This is a genomic window from Shewanella sp. MSW (assembly GCF_007636515.1).
In the GTDB taxonomy this organism is placed as follows: Bacteria; Pseudomonadota; Gammaproteobacteria; order Enterobacterales; family Shewanellaceae; genus Shewanella; species Shewanella indica.
On sequence record NZ_LVDR01000007.1, the window covers coordinates 13,820 to 30,029 of the forward strand.

Sequence of the window (16,210 nt, forward strand, 5' to 3'; positions counted from 1 at the left end):
AAAAATAGATGAAACAGCAACAGCGGCAGGATTCGCTGCAACAGTCAATCAACCACGCCATCATAGAGTTTTATGAGCGTCTATCCTCTTGGGAGCAGAGCGTAGTCAGAGATCAAGGCGCTTCATTGGCGCAGATCCACACTGTGGAGATCCTGGGCGCTCACGGCCCTATGAAGATGAAGGAACTGGCGGAAAAGCTCGGTATTACCACAGGCACCTTGACCGTGCAGGTTGAACGTTTGGTCAAGGCGGGCCTGGCCGAGCGTCAATCACTGGAAAATGACAGACGCGCCATTCAGGTATCTTTAACCGAAAAAGGCGAGCTGATGTTTAAGGAGCATGATGCCTTGCATCTGCAATTAACCCGTGAGATGACAGCGAAATTCAGTGACGCCGAGCTGGAGCAACTGCTTGGGTTCTTCAAGCGGCTCAACAGCGAATTTTAATTGCGACTGTTTACCCTGATATAAAACCACAAAGCGCCTTCTCTGGGCGCTTTCTTTTTCTAGAATATTAATAATCGCCGAACACTCATCAAGCTTGCACAACTTACAATTGCGGGACATTTGCATGCAAAGCGGCTCTTGAGTTATCAAGCGACTCTTTTAACCTTTTATACCGCAGTTTTAGCGTATGGTGCATCGCGAACTTTCCCATTGGCACAGAGTCTGAAAGCTTAATTCGGCCCCATGAGCGATGTAGGAACCGATAAGGGAACCTTAAGATAAAATTGTTATATTAATATTTAGTTAACCAATAGTTAAAATTTCTGAGCCTTGCATCAATTTTAACCGTCATTTAGGAATGAGTGTGTTGAATCCCATCTCCGTCAATCGCCTGACCTTTTTACTGGCACTGTTTTTTGTGGCCGTGTTCAATGTGCCTTTTTTTACTATAGTCAAACAGGGACTCGAGAACCAAGCGCATGTGGACCCTTTGTTTGTGGCGACCATTCCCATCTTCTTGATCTCAGCTTTGGGGATACTGTTTTCCCTGTTCAGTTTTAAATATATTCTCAAACCTTTCTTTATTGTGTTGCTGCTGTGTTCATCTGGGGTATTTTTTGCCGCGTTCAAATATGGCGTAGTATTCGATACCGGCATGATTGAAAACACTTTTCAAACCAACAGCGCAGAAGCCATGACTTATGTGAACTGGGCATCAATATTAAACCTGCTGTTGACCGGGGCTCTGCCTGCGCTGCTTTTGTATCGTATTCAGGTTGACTATAAGCCCATAGGCAAGGAACTGGCGTACAAGGCGCTATACATAGTAGCGAATGTGCTCATCATAGTGGTGATTGGCTTTTTCTATATGCAGAACTATCTGGCTTTTGGCCGCAATCATGATGAAATTAAACGTTACATAGTGCCGACTTATTTTGTCGGTTCGGCGGTCAAATACATCAATCAGCACTACCTGGAAAAGCCGCTCGAATATCAAAAATTGGGTACAGATGCCAAGCAGGTAAAATCAGCCGGTGCAACCAAACCCAGACTGATGGTACTGGTGGTCGGTGAAACCGCCAGGGCGCAAAATTATCAATACTATGGTTATGACAGGACAACCAATGTCTACACCAAGGCGATTTCACCGCTGATCTTCGGCGATGTCAGCTCCTGTGGCACGGCCACGGCGGTGTCTTTGCCCTGTATGTTTTCCCGAATGAGCCGGGAAGATTATCACTCCCGAGCTGCCAAGGCTCAGGATACCGTTGTGGATGTGCTCAACTACGCCGGTGTGAAAGTGCAGTGGTTTGATAACGACAGTGGCTGTAAAGGCGTGTGTGACAGGGTGGAAAACAAGCTGATAGCGCTGAATGCCGACCCTAAGCTATGCGACGGTCAGTTTTGTCAGGATCAGGTACTGCTTGATGAACTCAAACAAGCCTTGTTGCAGCCGAACAATGGTCAGGATCGCTTGATAGTGTTGCATATCATCGGCAGTCACGGACCTACCTATTATCTGCGCTATCCGGAACAATATCGCCGTTTTACCCCGGATTGCCAGCGCAGTGACATTCAAAACTGCAGCCGCGAGCAGCTCACCAATACCTATGACAACACGATTCTGTATACCGACTATATCGTCTCTCAGGTGGTCGAGCAGCTAAAGGGCCGCAGTGGCGACTATGATACCGCCATGATGTATCTGTCTGATCACGGTGAATCCTTGGGGGAGAAGGGCATGTATCTACACGGCTCTCCCTATGCCATAGCGCCGAGTGAACAAACACGGGTGCCTTGGATGGCTTGGTTTTCCAATCAGTTCAAGCAACAACTTGGGCTGAATGATGACTGCCTGGCAAGGGAAGCTGCGGTGAAGCGTGTTTCCCACGACAACCTGTTCGATACACTGTTAGGGCTATTCGATGTCAGCAGCAAGGTGTACCTGCCTGAATTGGATTTAATCGCCCTGTGTCGTCGCTGAGACTGTCTGCTCAAATGATCAATAACCCGGCGTTGGCCGGGTTATTGGTTTTTAGGTGTTAAATAAGGGGAGTCTATGGCTCCTTGCCCGGCAGCTCCATATGCATCTTGATCAGGTGTTCTTCCATATCAAAGGTGACAGTAAAGCCAAGACTCTTGGCGAGGCTGGCCATATTGCGGTTTTCAAACATGGTGAAGCCGGTTAACACCTGAGTGCCCGTGGTGCGGTAGTAGTTGATTAGCTTCTCCAGCAGCAACTTGCCTATGCCAATACCCTGATGAGAACTGCGAACTGCCATGGCAAATTCCGCCTCAGTGTTGTCCGGATCGATAGAGGCTCGCACTGCGCCCAAGGTTTCCTCTTCACCATTTTCATCTCTTATGGTGGCGATAAACGCCATTTCACGGGCGTAATCTATCTGGGTCAATACCGCCATCTCTTCGTGAGTCATACGCGAGCGTACTCCAAAATAGCGCTTGTATCTGTCTTCATCCGTAAGCGAGTTGTCAAAGTCCAGATGTTTGGGTTCATCTTCCGGTAGTATCGGCCGCAACATCACCTCAAGGCCATTACGCAGTTTGGCTTTTTCTTCCAGCTCTTTGGGGTAGGGTAAAATGGCCAGTCGGCCGGCATTATCCGTGACTTCCGGATTCAGACGCAGATTGACATCCAAGAGGGTAATTTTATCGCCCGCCGCCAATACAGGATTGAGATCCAAACTTTCGATTTCGGGGCAATCGATAATGAGCTGCGAGATTTGAGTCAACATCTGGCATAGGGCGCGCATATCCAAGCCTTGGGGCAAGTGGCGATCGCGGATCTTTTGGGTCTTGAGTGCCTGGATCACCATATAACGTGCCAGTGCCATATTCAGTGGCGGCAAAGCGACTGCAGCATCCCGGGTGGGTTCCCATTCGGAGCCACCTTCACCGAGCATGATGGCTGGGCCAAATACAGGATCGCTTATTACCGCAACTCTGAGCTCTTGTGCGCCGGCGGTAAGCGCCATTTTTTGCACTATCATGCCCTCGACCGAAGCGGCTGGGTTAGCTGTGTGGACCCGCTCGACAATGGCTGCTGCGGCCTGATTGACCTCATTTGCCGATGTCAGATTCAGCATCACCCCGTGAACGTCTGATTTATGCAAAATATCCGGTGATTGCACTTTTAATGCCACAGGGTAGCCTGCCTTATCGGCAATAGCGACAGCCTCGGCGGCATCTTTGGCATACCAAGTATCTATAGTATCCAAGCCATAGGCGTTGAGTATGTTGCGGGCATCATGAGTTTCCAGTACTCGTTTGCCTTTGGCAATGGCTTGCTGCAGCAAACTTCTGGCGGTAGCGCTATCCGTGGGAATTGAATCCGGTATCGATTGTGGTACTTCCTGCAGCAGTTTTTGGTTGCGGCGATACTCAACCATATGCATAAAGGCGCGCACGGCGCCCTCGGGTGTACGGTAAGTTGGGATCCCCGCCTTGGAAAAGTGCTTTCGAGCCCGGTAAGCGGCATCTTCCCCGCTCCAGTTGGTTAAGATGCTTACCCGATTACGTTTCGGGTGCTGTTTGACAGTTTCAATCAAGGCATCGGCTATGGTGACGCTTTCGCCAAGGGCCGAAGGGGAGTGCAGTACCAAGATGGCGTCCAGCTCATCGCTGTCCATTAATACCGACAGTGCCTGGCTGTAACGCTCGGCGCCGGCATCGCCTATAATGTCCACCGGGTTTTGCCCGGACCAGGTAGAGGGCAATAACTGAGAGAGTTTCTCCAGGGTGGCTTCGGACAATTGTGCCAACTTGCCACCTTTGAGTACCAGTTCATCCACCGCCAGCACGGCCGGGCCGCCACCGTTGGAAAGAATACACAGACGCTCACCATTGAGTGGGTTGAGGTGAGCTAGGCTCTCGAGTGCGGCAAACAATTCAACCAAGTCGGTGACCCGCAGCATACCGGCACGGCGAAAGGCGGCCTCGTAGACGGCGTCATTACCAGCTATACCTCCGGTGTGCAGTTTGGCAGCGTTACCGCCCTCGGCGCTGCGACCTGATTTGATCACCAGTATAGGTTTATGGCGGGCTGCGGCTCTGGCTGCTGACAGGAAGTGACGCTTCTCATTGACCGAATCTATATAGAGCATGATGGCGCTGGTACGGGAATCGCGACCAAGAAAATCCAGCAATTCATCGAAGTCTATGTCGGTGGCATCGCCAAGCGAAATAAAGGAAGAGAAACCGATCCCTTTGTTGTTGGCCCAGTCGAGCACTGTAGTGCAGATGGCTGCTGATTGGGATACAAAAGCTATCTTGCCGGGCAGCGCGACTGCATGGGCCAAACTGGCATTGAGGCCCAAAGGTGGCAACATCATTCCCAAACTGTTGGGACCGAGGAGCCGCATGCCGTAACGTCTGGCGTTACCTTGGGTTAGTTCAAGCAGGTTTTCGCCTTGGTCGTTTAATTCATCTGCCATGCCTGAAGCCATGATGATAGCCACTTTGCAGCCAAATTGGGCCAGAGTTTCCACTATTGCCGGCACGCTGGAGGCACGGGTACAGATGATGGCCAGATCAGGTTTGATCGGTAAAGATTCGATATTGGGGTAGGCCAGCACGCCCATCACTGCATGGTATTTGGGAGTGACCGGCATAATCGGCCCGGCAAAGCCGCCCGAAAGCAGGTTTTTCATTACTACATTGCCTGCTCGTTTGTCGCGATTGGATGCACCTATGACGGCGATGGAACCGGGTTTGAACAGCGTGTGCAGAGTACGTTGGCTCATGGATTTCCCTGTCGACAAAGGACTTTGGTCTATACCCCATGATTCCATGGCCTGAGCAAGTAAGCAATATGCAAAAAGTAGGGCTTGATTTACAAAAAATACCATTCAGTAGAGGTGCTTACTCTTTTTTCGTGAATGAAAAGACAAGAGCAAGAGGAAACGCAAATTTGAATGCGGGAAAGGGGAATTTCAGGCATAAAAAAACCTGCTTTAAGCAGGTTGATTTGGTACACCCGAGTGGACTCGAACCACCGACCCCTACCATGTCAAGGTAGTGCTCTAACCAGCTGAGCTACGGGTGTATTGCAAATTTTGGTACACCCGAGTGGACTCGAACCACCGACCCCTACCATGTCAAGGTAGTGCTCTAACCAGCTGAGCTACGGGTGTACTGTGTTTTTCAGGCTGTCGCCCTCGAACGAGCGCTATATTAAGGGCGAGCAGCCGCTAGTTGCAAGTAAAAAAACAGATTTTTTTGTCGAGTGGCGAATTGCTGCACAACTTGCCGAGGCTTTGATCGTATTTGGTTTAATTCGTCGCCTCATCTGAGATGACGTCAAACTGCTTGCCGCTTTTCTGTATATATCTCAAGCGAATGGCAAAGAGTATAGCCGCTACGGTTAAACCGGCGATAAGCCCAATCCAAAATCCGTGTGCCCCCATAGCGGGCACCAGAAAATCGGTATACGCCAATACATAACCCAGGGTCATACCTACTGCCCAATAGGCAAACAAGGTGATGAAAAAGGCGCTGCGGGTATCCTTGTAGCCGCGCAGGGCTCCGGCGGCAACCACCTGAATTGAATCGGATAGTTGATACAGGGCAGCCATCAGCATCAGGCTGCCTGCCAGAGTAACCACTTCGGGGTTGTCGTTATAGAGCAGGGCTATCTCATACCTGAATACCACAGTTGCCACCGCAGTGAGCATGGCCAGAGAGAAGGCAATGGATAATCCCACCTTGGTCACCAGTGCCGATACCTCGCTCTGACCACGCCCAAGGTAATAACCGACCCGAATTGAAACGGCAATCCCAATGGAGAGTGGCAACATAAACACAATCGAGGAGAAGTTCAGTGCAATTTGGTGCCCGGCCACGACAGTGGCACCGAGAGGCGCCAATAAGAGGGCTATCACCGCAAAGAGGCTGACCTCAAAGAATAGCGCCATGGCAATAGGCATGCCCAGCTTGGTCATCTCAACAATGGTGTGTAAATGAGGCTTATGAAATGCCTTGAAAGGCGCCAGTTCGGCAAAGCGTTTATGCCACTGCATATAGATGGCCATGGCAAACAACATAGCCCAAAATACCAAAGCGGTAGCGACACCACAGCCGGCGCCGCCCATGGCGGGCATGCCGAAGTGACCATTGATAAAGATATAGTTGGCGGGGATATTCACCGCCAGACCGACAAAGCCGATGACCATGGTCGGCAGGGTATAGGAAATCCCTTCGCTGCAGCCCCTGAGTACTTGATAGAGCACAAAGGCCGGCGCGCCCCAGAGAATGCCGTCAAGATAACCTATGGTCAGGCGCTTGAGTTCGGGCTCCAGTTCCATCCAATCTAAAATATGTGGCGCAGATGCCAGAAACAGCATCACACCCAAGGCACCTGTTATGGCAATATAGGCAGCCTGAAAGGCAAGTGGCTGAATCGCCTTTTGGTTATTTGCACCATGATGATGGGCGAACATGGGAGTAAATGCCAGTAACAGGCCTTGAACGAACAGAATGGCCGGTAGCCAGAGACTGGTTCCGACAGCGACGGCTGCCATGTCGACAGCACTGACTCTGCCGGCCATCAGGGTATCAATAAACCCCATCATTGTCTGGGTAAGCTGTGCAATAAGCACAGGCAAAGCCAGTTGAACTAAGCGTTTGGCCTGAAAGCCGGTGTGATTCATGAAAGCAGCCCTAACAACTAAGCGAGTGAGAAAATGTTTACAGGTATTGTTCAAGCCAAGTGTGAAATCCTGGCGATCGAGAAAAAGCCGGGGTTAAATACCCTCGAAGTCGCTCTGCCTCCTGCCTTGCGTGAGGGATTGGAAATAGGAGCGAGTGTCGCCAATAACGGCGTTTGTCTGACGGTAACCCAGCTTGCTGATGATAGGGCGTTTTTCGACGTAATGGAAGAGACTCTGGCAGTGACTAATCTTGTCGGCCTTAAGGTGGGTGACAAGGTTAATATAGAGAGGTCACTCAAATTTGGCGCCGAGCTGGGGGGCCATATTCTCTCCGGCCATGTACATACCCAAGCGCAGTTGGTGCAACTGGACGTCAGTGACAGCCATTACAATATGCAATTGGAAGTGGCTGAAGCCTGGTTGAAATACATCTTCTACAAAGGTTTTATCGGTATCAATGGTTGTAGTCTCACAATCGGCAAGGTCAAAGGTAACCGCTTTATGCTGCATCTTATTCCTGAGACTCTCAGATTGACCAATCTAGAGGATTATCGGGAAGGGGACTGGCTGAATATTGAAATCGACAGTCAGACTCAAACCATAGTCGATACAGTTGAGCGCGTACTGGCTCAGCGTAACCCGGATAATTGAGCTACTCCAGGTGAAGCGAGAAATAACTCAAATACAAAAAAGCCAGCAATGATGCTGGCTTTTACAAAGGAGGGCGCTCTAATTAAACGCGCTTCTTGAACTCACCGGTGCGGGTGTCGATTTCGATCTTGTCGCCTTCTTTAACGAAGTCGGCAACCATCAGCTTCAGATCTGTACCTACGATAGAGGCTGGCTTCATTACCTTACCAGAGGTATCACCACGGGCGGCAGGTTCAGTGTAACCTACTTCGCGAATGATAGTAGTAGGCAGTTCTACAGAGATAGCTTTGCCTTCGTAGAAAGTGACCTGACAGATCTCTTCCATTCCATCAACTATGTAGTTAATGGCATCACCCATGTTTTCGGCTTCAACGTCATACTGGTTGAAGTCTGAGTCCATAAAGACATACATAGGATCAGCAAAGTAAGAGTAGGTGCATTCCAGACGCTCGAGCTGAATATCTTCCAGCTTGTCGTCAGCCTTGAATACAGTTTCAGTACCGGAACCTTGCAGCAGGTTCTTCAGCTTCATCTTTACCACAGCAGCGTTACGGCCGGATTTGTTGAACTCGGTCTTGAGTACAACCATAGGGTTGCCGTCAACCATGATAACGTTACCTGCGCGGACTTCCTGAGCAGTCTTCATTACGTATGTTCCTATATAAACGGTTTTTCAATTCAGCGCAGAATCTTAGCCGGTTTTGGCCATTAGCACTAGCCTGTTTGCCAGATCTGCTTCATTTATTGCTTCAGCCGGCCATTTTTTTGCGTGTTGTATCAATGTCGGCATGGCAGAATTCAGTGCCAGCCAGCTTTGGCTGGCTTGATCTCCCTGGCCGCAGTTGAACGCGGTATTCAGCGTTCGCCAGGTTTGGGCGGCAAGGGGAGGCAGATTATCGCAGTATCGTGCCATAAAAGCATCCAATTTTAGCAGATGAGCTTGCTCTTCCTGCTGATAGATGTGCCAGATAAAAGGTTTGCCGGCCCACTGTGCTCGTAAAAAGGAATCTTCGCCGCGAACTATGTTGAAATCACAGCTCCACAACAGGCGATCATAGCCGTTTTGATCTGTCATCGGCAGGACTTGCACCTTGAGTGCGCCGCGGCTGAAACTTTGACCGGCTTGCCAACTGGCGGGATCTTGCCAGTCGACCTTGGGTCCGGAGTCTTGGTTAAATTGCTCAAGCAAAGGCGCGATACAGCCTAAGCTGCGTCCCTTGGGGACTAACAATTGTACCCGCCGCTCACTCTGTTGCCAAAGCTTAAGCAGCGCATGCAAGGCTTGGGTCTCGTAGCTGAACAGGCTGATGAGGTAATCATCAGTGCTAATATCACTCAGCCCCATTTTTGCAAAGTGGGCCAAAGCGTGCTCAGGCGTTGCTTGCCAGGCATCACGCTCGCTAAATAGGGATTGCTCGCAGATGAGTCCACCTGACTTTGGGGTAAAGCCCGGGAAGAAAAAGGTCTTTTTGACTCCTTTGAGTGCCGGTGAGCTGAGGCCGTGGCAATCATCTATCCAGCTCTCGGCGCTGAGATAATCCAGGTTTATCCATTTGGGCGCCTTGGCGAGCTCTGGCAGGCTTGTAAGCACCTCCGAGGGTAAGTCGCAGGCAAAGGCTTCTATCAAAACTTCGCCCGGTTGCCAGGTCAGGGGGAGGGGAGCGCGCCAGTGGATGACTTCAACACCACCAAAGTGTTGACTGACAAGGGCCGGGTTTAGCTCAGGTAAAATGTGCGCGAAGCTGTTGAGATCATCGACCCACAAGCGTACCTCAATACCGTATTCGCCGGCCAGCTGCCGCGCCAGGCGCCAGGTAACGCCTATGTCGCCATAGTTGTCCACCACAGTACAGAAGATATCCCAATGACGCAGATTGTCGGCTTGCATCTTGTTTTTATTTTCCTGAGTAATAGCCAATAAAAAGGCGGCCATATAGGCCGCCGGAGACATACCGGGGAGCGAATATCAGTCTTCCAGCTCGGCCAGGCACATCTCTTCGTAAATCTGTTTAACCCAGGCGTCGACACGCTCTTCGGTCAATTCAGGCTGGCGGTCTTCATCTATACCCAGACCAACAAAGTGCTTGTCGTCAACCAGCCCTTTAGAGGCTTCGAAGTTATAGCTGTCAGTCGGCCAGTGGCCAATGACTATTGCGCCGCGCTCTTCAACGATATCGCGGATCATGCCCATGGCATCAAGGAAGTACTCGGCATAGTCTTCCTGATCGCCGCAACCGAAAATGGCTACCAGCTTATCGGTAAAATCAATCTGCTCCAGCTCTGGGAAGAAGTCATCCCAGTCACATTGAGCTTCACCATAGTACCAGGTTGGGATCCCGAAGATCAGCAGGTCGTATTCGGCGATCTGCTCTTTGGTGCTCTTGGCGATATCTTTCACCTCAACCATCTTCTTGCCCAGTTTCTTCTGGATCATCTTGGCTACAGCTTCGGTGTTACCTGTATCGCTACCGAAAAAAAGACCTACAGTTGCCATTGTCTTTCCTTTAATGTCTAGTTCGCTATCTACTTCGATCTTTCCTGACAGGGGCTAACCTAGCTGCTCCTGAAGGATCAATTCTATTAACTGGCTGCGGCTGATGTTACTGGCCAAAGCCTTCTCATTCAAGGCGTCATATAAATCTTGTGACACTTTTAACTCTATTCGTTTCAGACCTTTCGCCCGATCCCGCATGATCTGGTTACGTTTATTCACCTTGAGCTGCTGCTCGCGGGGCAGAGGGTTGCTTCTAGGCCGTCCGCGGCGCTTTTCAGTGGCAAAAAGGTCTATGGTTGTTCTATCTGTTGCTTCTTTTGCCATTTGAAATCTGATGTTTAACCTATACCTGAGCCTTCCCAGGTCATTTGAATTATCCCCTTGACGACAAAGCCTGCACAACCAAGGAAGAGTACCAACCAAACAATAAAGCGACCAAACTTAGGCACGTTACCCTGATTGAGTACATCCCTGATGGCCATACCGATAAAAAAGAAAATTGCTGCGAAAAACAGATCCAGTCCAACGGCTTCTATCTGTTGCATATACTGGTTCAACACGCTGCAGCCTCCCGGTGTTCCCTAGCCAAAAAGAGGCGCGAATATAGCATATTGGTTCGGGGGCTGCTACCGCCTTTACCCACGCCCTGACCTTGGATTTTAATCGTTACTGTCAATGAAGTCGGACACTATACGGTTGAATATCGCCGGTTTCTGGGCGTGCAACCAATGTCCACACCCCTCAAGGGTCTTGGCTTTGACCTGAGGAAACTGAGTCACAATCTCTTTTTTGTAAGCGGCGGTCACATAATTTGACTCACTGCCGCGGATCATCAAGGTGGGCGCTTGATAGCTCAGTTGGCCGTCGCAGCGCTCAGGGCCGTTATGCCAACCTATGATCGCCGGATAACTGTCAATCAGCCCCGGTAAATTCATCTTCCACTCAAAGCCGGATTCGGTGCGGCGTAAGCTCTTGAGCAGAAACTGCGCCGTCGCCTCGTCGATGCCATGGTTCAAAAGATGTGCCAGCGCCTGACGTCTGTCTTTAATATCCAGCGGCATACTGCTTAGGCCGGCAAACACCTTTTCATGTCTCGGCAAATAGGCCACAGGCGCAATATCGGCGGCGGTCAAAGACTGTACCCGCTGCGGATAAGCCAGCGCCGTTGCCATGGCAATCTTGCCGCCCATGGAATGGCCCACCAGGTGCACCTTGTCTATCGCCAGTTTATCAAGCAGGGACACAAGCGCGTTTGCAAGCCCTGGATAATCCATTTGCGGCCAATGTTCGCTCTGGCCGTGATTGGGGCAATCGACTCTTATCACTTGGTGATTTTGCTCAAGCAGGGTCCCGAGCGATTTAAGATTATCCAAATCACCGAATAAGCCGTGGATCAGCAATACCGGACTACCGCTTCCGGTCGAGATAAAGTGCATACAGCCCCCTTCACAGTGAGTTTGTTGCCGGTATTTCAGCAGGGGGCAAATTCTGCGACAAAGGCCGGTATTTGACAAGGATGGATGCGGATTAAACATCGCTTTGATTGCTTTTTCAACAAATTGCAGTGCAAGTCTTAGGTTTGTAAGCCAATTATCTCATTTTGGCGCGATTCAGCCTTCCCCCGCAGGCGAGTTATGGCATACTTTGAGCCAAATCTCGTAGCCGCGACCACGGGCGCTGTGACGGCAATGTCATGATGGCTACATAGAACAAGTTGAAACTAAAGGAATCGGGCCATGAAATATATTGAGGTGGATGAGGAACTGTATCGCTTTATTGCCGGGAAAACCGAAAGGATAGGTGAAAGTGCATCGGACATTCTTCGTCGACTGCTGGGCTTGGATGCGACGGCTGTTGAACCCAAGGCACCGGCTGACATCAGCCAGCCAAGCATGGAGCAGGGTTATCGTCCCAATACATTACCCGAGGCCGAGTCAACCCTGGACTTTGACAATCTATTCAGCAGTGCGGCTATCGAAGCTCAAAAGGGGGCTGTTGGCCGTTTTTTGTTTGCCCTCGAATGCCTCTATAACCATGACCCAAAAGGGTTTGAGCAGGTGCTGCAGGTTCAAGGGCGCGACCGTCTTTACTTTGCCACCTCGAAGGAAGCGCTATTGAAGGCCAGTAAATCGGCCAACCCCAAAGAAGTCGGCAGCAGTGGCTTTTGGGTAACCACCAATAACAACACTGCCAAGAAGCACACCATATTGACCGAAGTACTGGAAAAGATGGGCTGCGACGGCGACAAGGCCAAAGTGATAGCCGATCTGGCGCTGCCGATTAAAGCGTAAATCTGTTTATCAACATCTGTCATCAAGGAGTACTATTTTGGCTATTCATGAGCGGGCCGGTAAAAGGGCCATACAGAAGGATCTGGTTAATATTCCGCGGCTGATGAGCCATTATTATCGAATTGTCCCCAACTGTGATGCCCCTGCCCAGAAAGTGAGCTTTGGCACCTCTGGGCACAGGGGCTGCTCCTTCAATGGCAGTTTCAATCAAAATCATATCTGGGCCATTACCCAGGCAGTGGTAGATTACCGCCAATCTCAGGGGATTGAAGGTTCGCTTTATTTGGGCATGGACACTCATGCCTTGTCCGAGGCTGCTTATATATCAGCCATTGAAGTCTTGCTGGCCAACAATGTGAAGTTGGTGGTGCAAGAGAGGCAGGGCTTTACGCCAACGCCTGTTATCTCCCATGCCATAGTTAGCGCAAACCGAAATGCCGCCGAGCTCAGTGATGGCATTATTATTACCCCGTCCCACAATCCACCGCAGGATGGTGGAATTAAGTACAATCCGCCCCATGGTGGGCCTGCTGAAGGTGAGATTACCGCCTGGATTGAGCAGCGAGCCAATGATTATCTCAAGGCACAGCTGGAAGGGGTCAGGAAACTCAACTACGGCGTAGCCGCCAGTATCGGACTCATCAAAGAGACCGATCTTATTGAGCCCTATGTTGCCGATCTCGCCTCTGTAATAAATATGCAAGCCATCAAAGATGCCGGCATTCGCATAGGTGTCGACCCCCTGGGCGGCTCAGGCATCCATTATTGGTCACATATTGCCGACCGTTATGGGCTGAATATCACAGTGGTCAACGATCGGGTCGATCCCAGTTTCGGCTTTATGCCACTGGATAAAGACGGCAAGATCCGTATGGACTGCTCGTCACCTTTTGCCATGGCAGGCTTGCTTAAGCACATGGATGAGTTTGATATCTGTCTTGGCAACGATCCTGACTACGACAGACACGGGATAGTCTGCCCAGAGACAGGGTTGATGGACCCCAACCACTTTTTGGCAGTGGCGATAGATTACCTGCTGGAACACAGACCCGATTGGCCACAGACGCTGCAAATAGGCAAGACCTTGGTTTCCAGTGGCATGATAGACAAGATTGTTGCCTCACACGGGCGCCAGCTTTGTGAAGTGCCGGTTGGTTTCAAGTGGTTTGTCAGTGGCTTGAGTGAAGCCAGCCTGGCCTTTGGCGGTGAAGAAAGCGCCGGCGCCGCCTTCCTTCGACGTAACGGTACAACTTGGTGCACGGACAAAGACGGTTTTATTCTCGGGCTGCTGGCCGCTGAAATCCTCGCCGTGACCGGCAAAAATCCAGCCGAGCGTTATGCAGAACTGGCTGCCATACACGGTGATTGCTTCTACAAACGGATAGACAGCCCAATCAATCCCAAGCAAAAGGCGCGTTTTGCCACCCTCAATGCAGATACCTTGGGGGCAGAGACTTTGGCTGGAGACAAGATTGAGGCGGTACTGACCAAGGCTCCCGGCAATGATGGTGCCATTGGCGGTATTAAGGTGTTAACTGACAACGGCTGGTTTGCCGCCAGACCATCAGGCACTGAGGCACTTTATAAAATTTACGCCGAAAGCTTTGTCAGCGAGCAGCATCTGCAGCAGATATTGGAACAGGCGAGAGCGCTGATAACCAGCGCCCTAAAAGGCAAGCCGAACTGAGCTTAAGAGATTGCCAGTTCAGTAAAAAAGCGCAGCCGTGAACACAGCTGCGCTTTTTTATTCCCGGGGATCAATATTCCAGATGGCAACTGGGCAGGTTATTCTTCTGGATATAATCCTGATGATATTCTTCCGCGCGATGAAACTGTTTCACTGGCACAATTTCCGTCACTATGTGCCGCTGTCCCCACTTTCCACTACGAGCTAATGCCAGTTTTGAGGCCTCGGCCTGCTCCTTTTGCTCTTTGCTGTGAAAAAAAATCACGCTCCGATACTGAGTGCCGATATCGCCTCCTTGGCGATTTAGGCTGGTAGGGTTGTGATTACGCCAGAAAACTTGCAGCAGCTCGGTAAATGAAACCTGGGTGTCATCGAATTCCACCTGAACCACTTCGGCATGGCCGCTGTTGCCCTGTTTTACCTCTTCATAACGGTTGATTCTATCATCCCCCCCCATATAACCACTGCTGGCGTTTAATACGCCGGGTACTTGGCGAAAGAAATACTCTACTCCCCAAAAACAACCGCCACCGAATGTTGCTACCGCCATTTAATTTACCTTCCAGATGTCCAGATGGCTAAAATTATGCGCAATAAGTTTTCCTGTCAAGTGTCGTGTTTGACTGATTTTGACTTGTGCATATAGCTAGCTCTCTTTTGAATAGGCCCTGGCCAGCTCGAGGTGGCTTTTGGCGACAGCCGTTTTGATAAAACTCCTGCGAAGCGAGGTATTTAGTCACATAGCCAACAGGTTAAGCTGTGATACTATGAAACCTTGCTCTCTGGCGCTGGTCTCAACAAGCAAACGCATTTTGACAAGTTCCCAGGAGGCAGCGTTAATGGAAACAACAGCCAAAGCGGCAATAAGAAGGAGTATTTCGTGTTACAAGCCTTGAAGGATAATCCTGACTTCCTGTCATTGACTCTGGATAACCCCAATTCTCTGGAAAGTGTTAGCGGCACGCTTGGCGACCACACCCGGATAGCGATTTGGGACACAGGAGTCTTGCTGTTCGAGCCTCTGGATAACCAAAGTGATAAAGATATTGTGCTGTCATCCGGGGTACACGGCAATGAAACTGCACCTATCGAGCTGTGCAATGGCATTATCAAGTCGCTGTTGAAGCAAGAGCTACGGGTAGGGCAGCGAGTACTTTTCATATTCGGTAACCCGGCGGCAATTAACCGTGGCACCCGTATTGTCGATGAAAACCTCAACCGACTGTTCAGTGGTGAACACTCCAATCCCCCCGGGCTGGTGAACCCGGAGCGGATCCGCGCCAAGAAGCTGGAAACTTATGTCACACGTTTCTTCGAAGACGCACCACAAGGGGCAAGACAAAGGATCCATTACGATTTGCACACCGCCATTCGCGGCTCCAAACATGAAAAGTTTGCCATCTATCCCTATCGACCGGGTAAGGCTTACAGCCGTGAACAATTGATGTTCCTGGAGGCGGCCGGAGTCGATACCGTGTTGCTGCATCACGAACCCACAACCACTTTCAGCTATTTCTCGTCAAATCAGTTTGGCGCCGACGCCTTTACCATTGAGCTGGGCAAGGTTTACCCCATGGGACAAAACGATATGACACGTTTTATCGCTACCCGGGAGATGCTGAGTCGTTTGATCTGCAAACAATCGCTCGAACTCGAGGAGCAGGCGCTTGAGCGGGTCAATATCTATCAGGTCTGTAGGGTCATCAATAAGCAGGCCGACGACTTTGAATTTACCTTCGCCAGTGATGTGGAAAACTTCAGCGCTTTCCCCAAGGGTTATGTGCTGGCGCGGGAAGCGGGCAGGGATATTCGAGTAGAACAGGACTCGGAAGCCGTGGTGTTTCCCAACGCCAAGGTGCCCATTGGCCAACGTACAGTAATCTGCCTGGTTCAAGCCAAAGAGGTGCCATTGGCCTGAATTGTAAACCAATATATACGCGCCGATCCCATGCTAGTTGGCAAAGCACCCATGGTGG

15 protein-coding genes and 2 tRNA genes are annotated in these 16,210 nt (G+C 50.5%); 6 read left to right on the forward strand and 11 right to left on the reverse strand.

Annotated elements, in window-relative coordinates:
• Positions 1-8: 8 nt before the first annotated feature.
• A complete protein-coding gene (locus AYI96_RS09060) occupies positions 9-446 on the forward strand; it encodes a MarR family winged helix-turn-helix transcriptional regulator (protein WP_101096435.1) in 438 nt (145 codons plus the stop codon).
• A gap of 358 nt (positions 447-804) precedes the next feature.
• Entirely contained in the window at positions 805-2,430 is a 1,626-nt protein-coding gene (locus AYI96_RS09065; RefSeq protein ID WP_039033020.1) for a phosphoethanolamine transferase, read from the forward strand.
• Positions 2,431-2,503: 73 nt separating this feature from the next.
• Here the strand turns inward: AYI96_RS09065 and AYI96_RS09070 are convergent, their stop codons facing one another.
• The 4 genes from AYI96_RS09070 to AYI96_RS09085 form a co-directional block, all read right to left on the reverse strand.
• Positions 2,504-5,206: a bifunctional acetate--CoA ligase family protein/GNAT family N-acetyltransferase gene (locus AYI96_RS09070; RefSeq protein WP_144361477.1), complete on the reverse strand. Its 2,703-nt coding sequence runs from the start codon at positions 5,204-5,206 to the stop codon at positions 2,504-2,506.
• A gap of 225 nt (positions 5,207-5,431) precedes the next feature.
• Positions 5,432-5,508, reverse strand: a tRNA-Val gene (locus AYI96_RS09075).
• 11 nt (positions 5,509-5,519) lie between these two features.
• Positions 5,520-5,596, reverse strand: a tRNA-Val gene (locus AYI96_RS09080).
• Positions 5,597-5,734: 138 nt separating this feature from the next.
• A complete protein-coding gene (locus AYI96_RS09085) occupies positions 5,735-7,111 on the reverse strand; it encodes an MATE family efflux transporter (RefSeq protein WP_039033018.1) in 1,377 nt (458 codons plus the stop codon).
• Positions 7,112-7,144: 33 nt separating this feature from the next.
• On the opposite strand from AYI96_RS09085, the gene AYI96_RS09090 reads away from it, so the two are divergent.
• A complete protein-coding gene (locus AYI96_RS09090; RefSeq protein ID WP_144361478.1) occupies positions 7,145-7,762 on the forward strand; it encodes a riboflavin synthase subunit alpha in 618 nt (205 codons plus the stop codon).
• An 82-nt stretch (positions 7,763-7,844) separates the two neighbouring features.
• Here the strand turns inward: AYI96_RS09090 and efp are convergent, their stop codons facing one another.
• From efp to AYI96_RS09120, 6 genes are all read right to left on the reverse strand, one after another.
• Positions 7,845-8,408, reverse strand: coding sequence for an elongation factor P (efp, locus tag AYI96_RS09095; RefSeq protein WP_039033016.1), 564 nt, complete (start codon positions 8,406-8,408; stop codon positions 7,845-7,847).
• Positions 8,409-8,453: 45 nt separating this feature from the next.
• Complete coding sequence (earP, locus tag AYI96_RS09100) at positions 8,454-9,650, reverse strand: elongation factor P maturation arginine rhamnosyltransferase EarP (protein WP_144361542.1); 1,197 nt, start codon at positions 9,648-9,650, stop codon at positions 8,454-8,456.
• Positions 9,651-9,728: 78 nt separating this feature from the next.
• Entirely contained in the window at positions 9,729-10,256 is a 528-nt protein-coding gene (gene fldA, locus AYI96_RS09105) for a flavodoxin FldA (RefSeq protein WP_039033015.1), read from the reverse strand.
• 54 nt (positions 10,257-10,310) lie between these two features.
• Positions 10,311-10,580 carry a LexA regulated protein gene (ybfE, locus tag AYI96_RS09110; protein ID WP_025010403.1) on the reverse strand — a complete coding sequence of 90 codons (270 nt, stop codon included), beginning with the start codon at positions 10,578-10,580 and terminating at the stop codon, positions 10,311-10,313.
• 14 nt (positions 10,581-10,594) lie between these two features.
• Entirely contained in the window at positions 10,595-10,816 is a 222-nt protein-coding gene (locus tag AYI96_RS09115) for a DUF2788 domain-containing protein (protein WP_039033014.1), read from the reverse strand.
• Between the two features lie 99 nt (positions 10,817-10,915).
• Positions 10,916-11,692 (reverse strand): alpha/beta fold hydrolase, encoded by a 777-nt coding sequence (locus AYI96_RS09120; RefSeq protein ID WP_144361479.1) that lies wholly within the window; start codon positions 11,690-11,692, stop codon positions 10,916-10,918.
• A 300-nt stretch (positions 11,693-11,992) separates the two neighbouring features.
• Between AYI96_RS09120 and seqA the strand changes: the two genes are divergently transcribed.
• Both seqA and pgm read left to right on the forward strand, forming a co-directional pair.
• Positions 11,993-12,547, forward strand: a complete 555-nt coding sequence (seqA, locus tag AYI96_RS09125) for a replication initiation negative regulator SeqA (protein WP_144361480.1) — start codon at positions 11,993-11,995, stop codon at positions 12,545-12,547.
• A 37-nt stretch (positions 12,548-12,584) separates the two neighbouring features.
• A complete protein-coding gene (pgm, locus tag AYI96_RS09130) occupies positions 12,585-14,234 on the forward strand; it encodes a phosphoglucomutase (alpha-D-glucose-1,6-bisphosphate-dependent) (protein ID WP_144361481.1) in 1,650 nt (549 codons plus the stop codon).
• Between the two features lie 70 nt (positions 14,235-14,304).
• Here pgm and msrA read toward each other — a convergent pair whose 3' ends face one another.
• On the reverse strand, positions 14,305-14,784 hold the full coding sequence (gene msrA / locus AYI96_RS09135) for a peptide-methionine (S)-S-oxide reductase MsrA (protein WP_144361482.1): 480 nt from the start codon (positions 14,782-14,784) through the stop codon (positions 14,305-14,307).
• A gap of 330 nt (positions 14,785-15,114) precedes the next feature.
• Between msrA and astE the strand changes: the two genes are divergently transcribed.
• Positions 15,115-16,152, forward strand: a complete 1,038-nt coding sequence (gene astE, locus AYI96_RS09140; RefSeq protein WP_071476040.1) for a succinylglutamate desuccinylase — start codon at positions 15,115-15,117, stop codon at positions 16,150-16,152.
• Positions 16,153-16,210 lie beyond the last annotated feature (58 nt).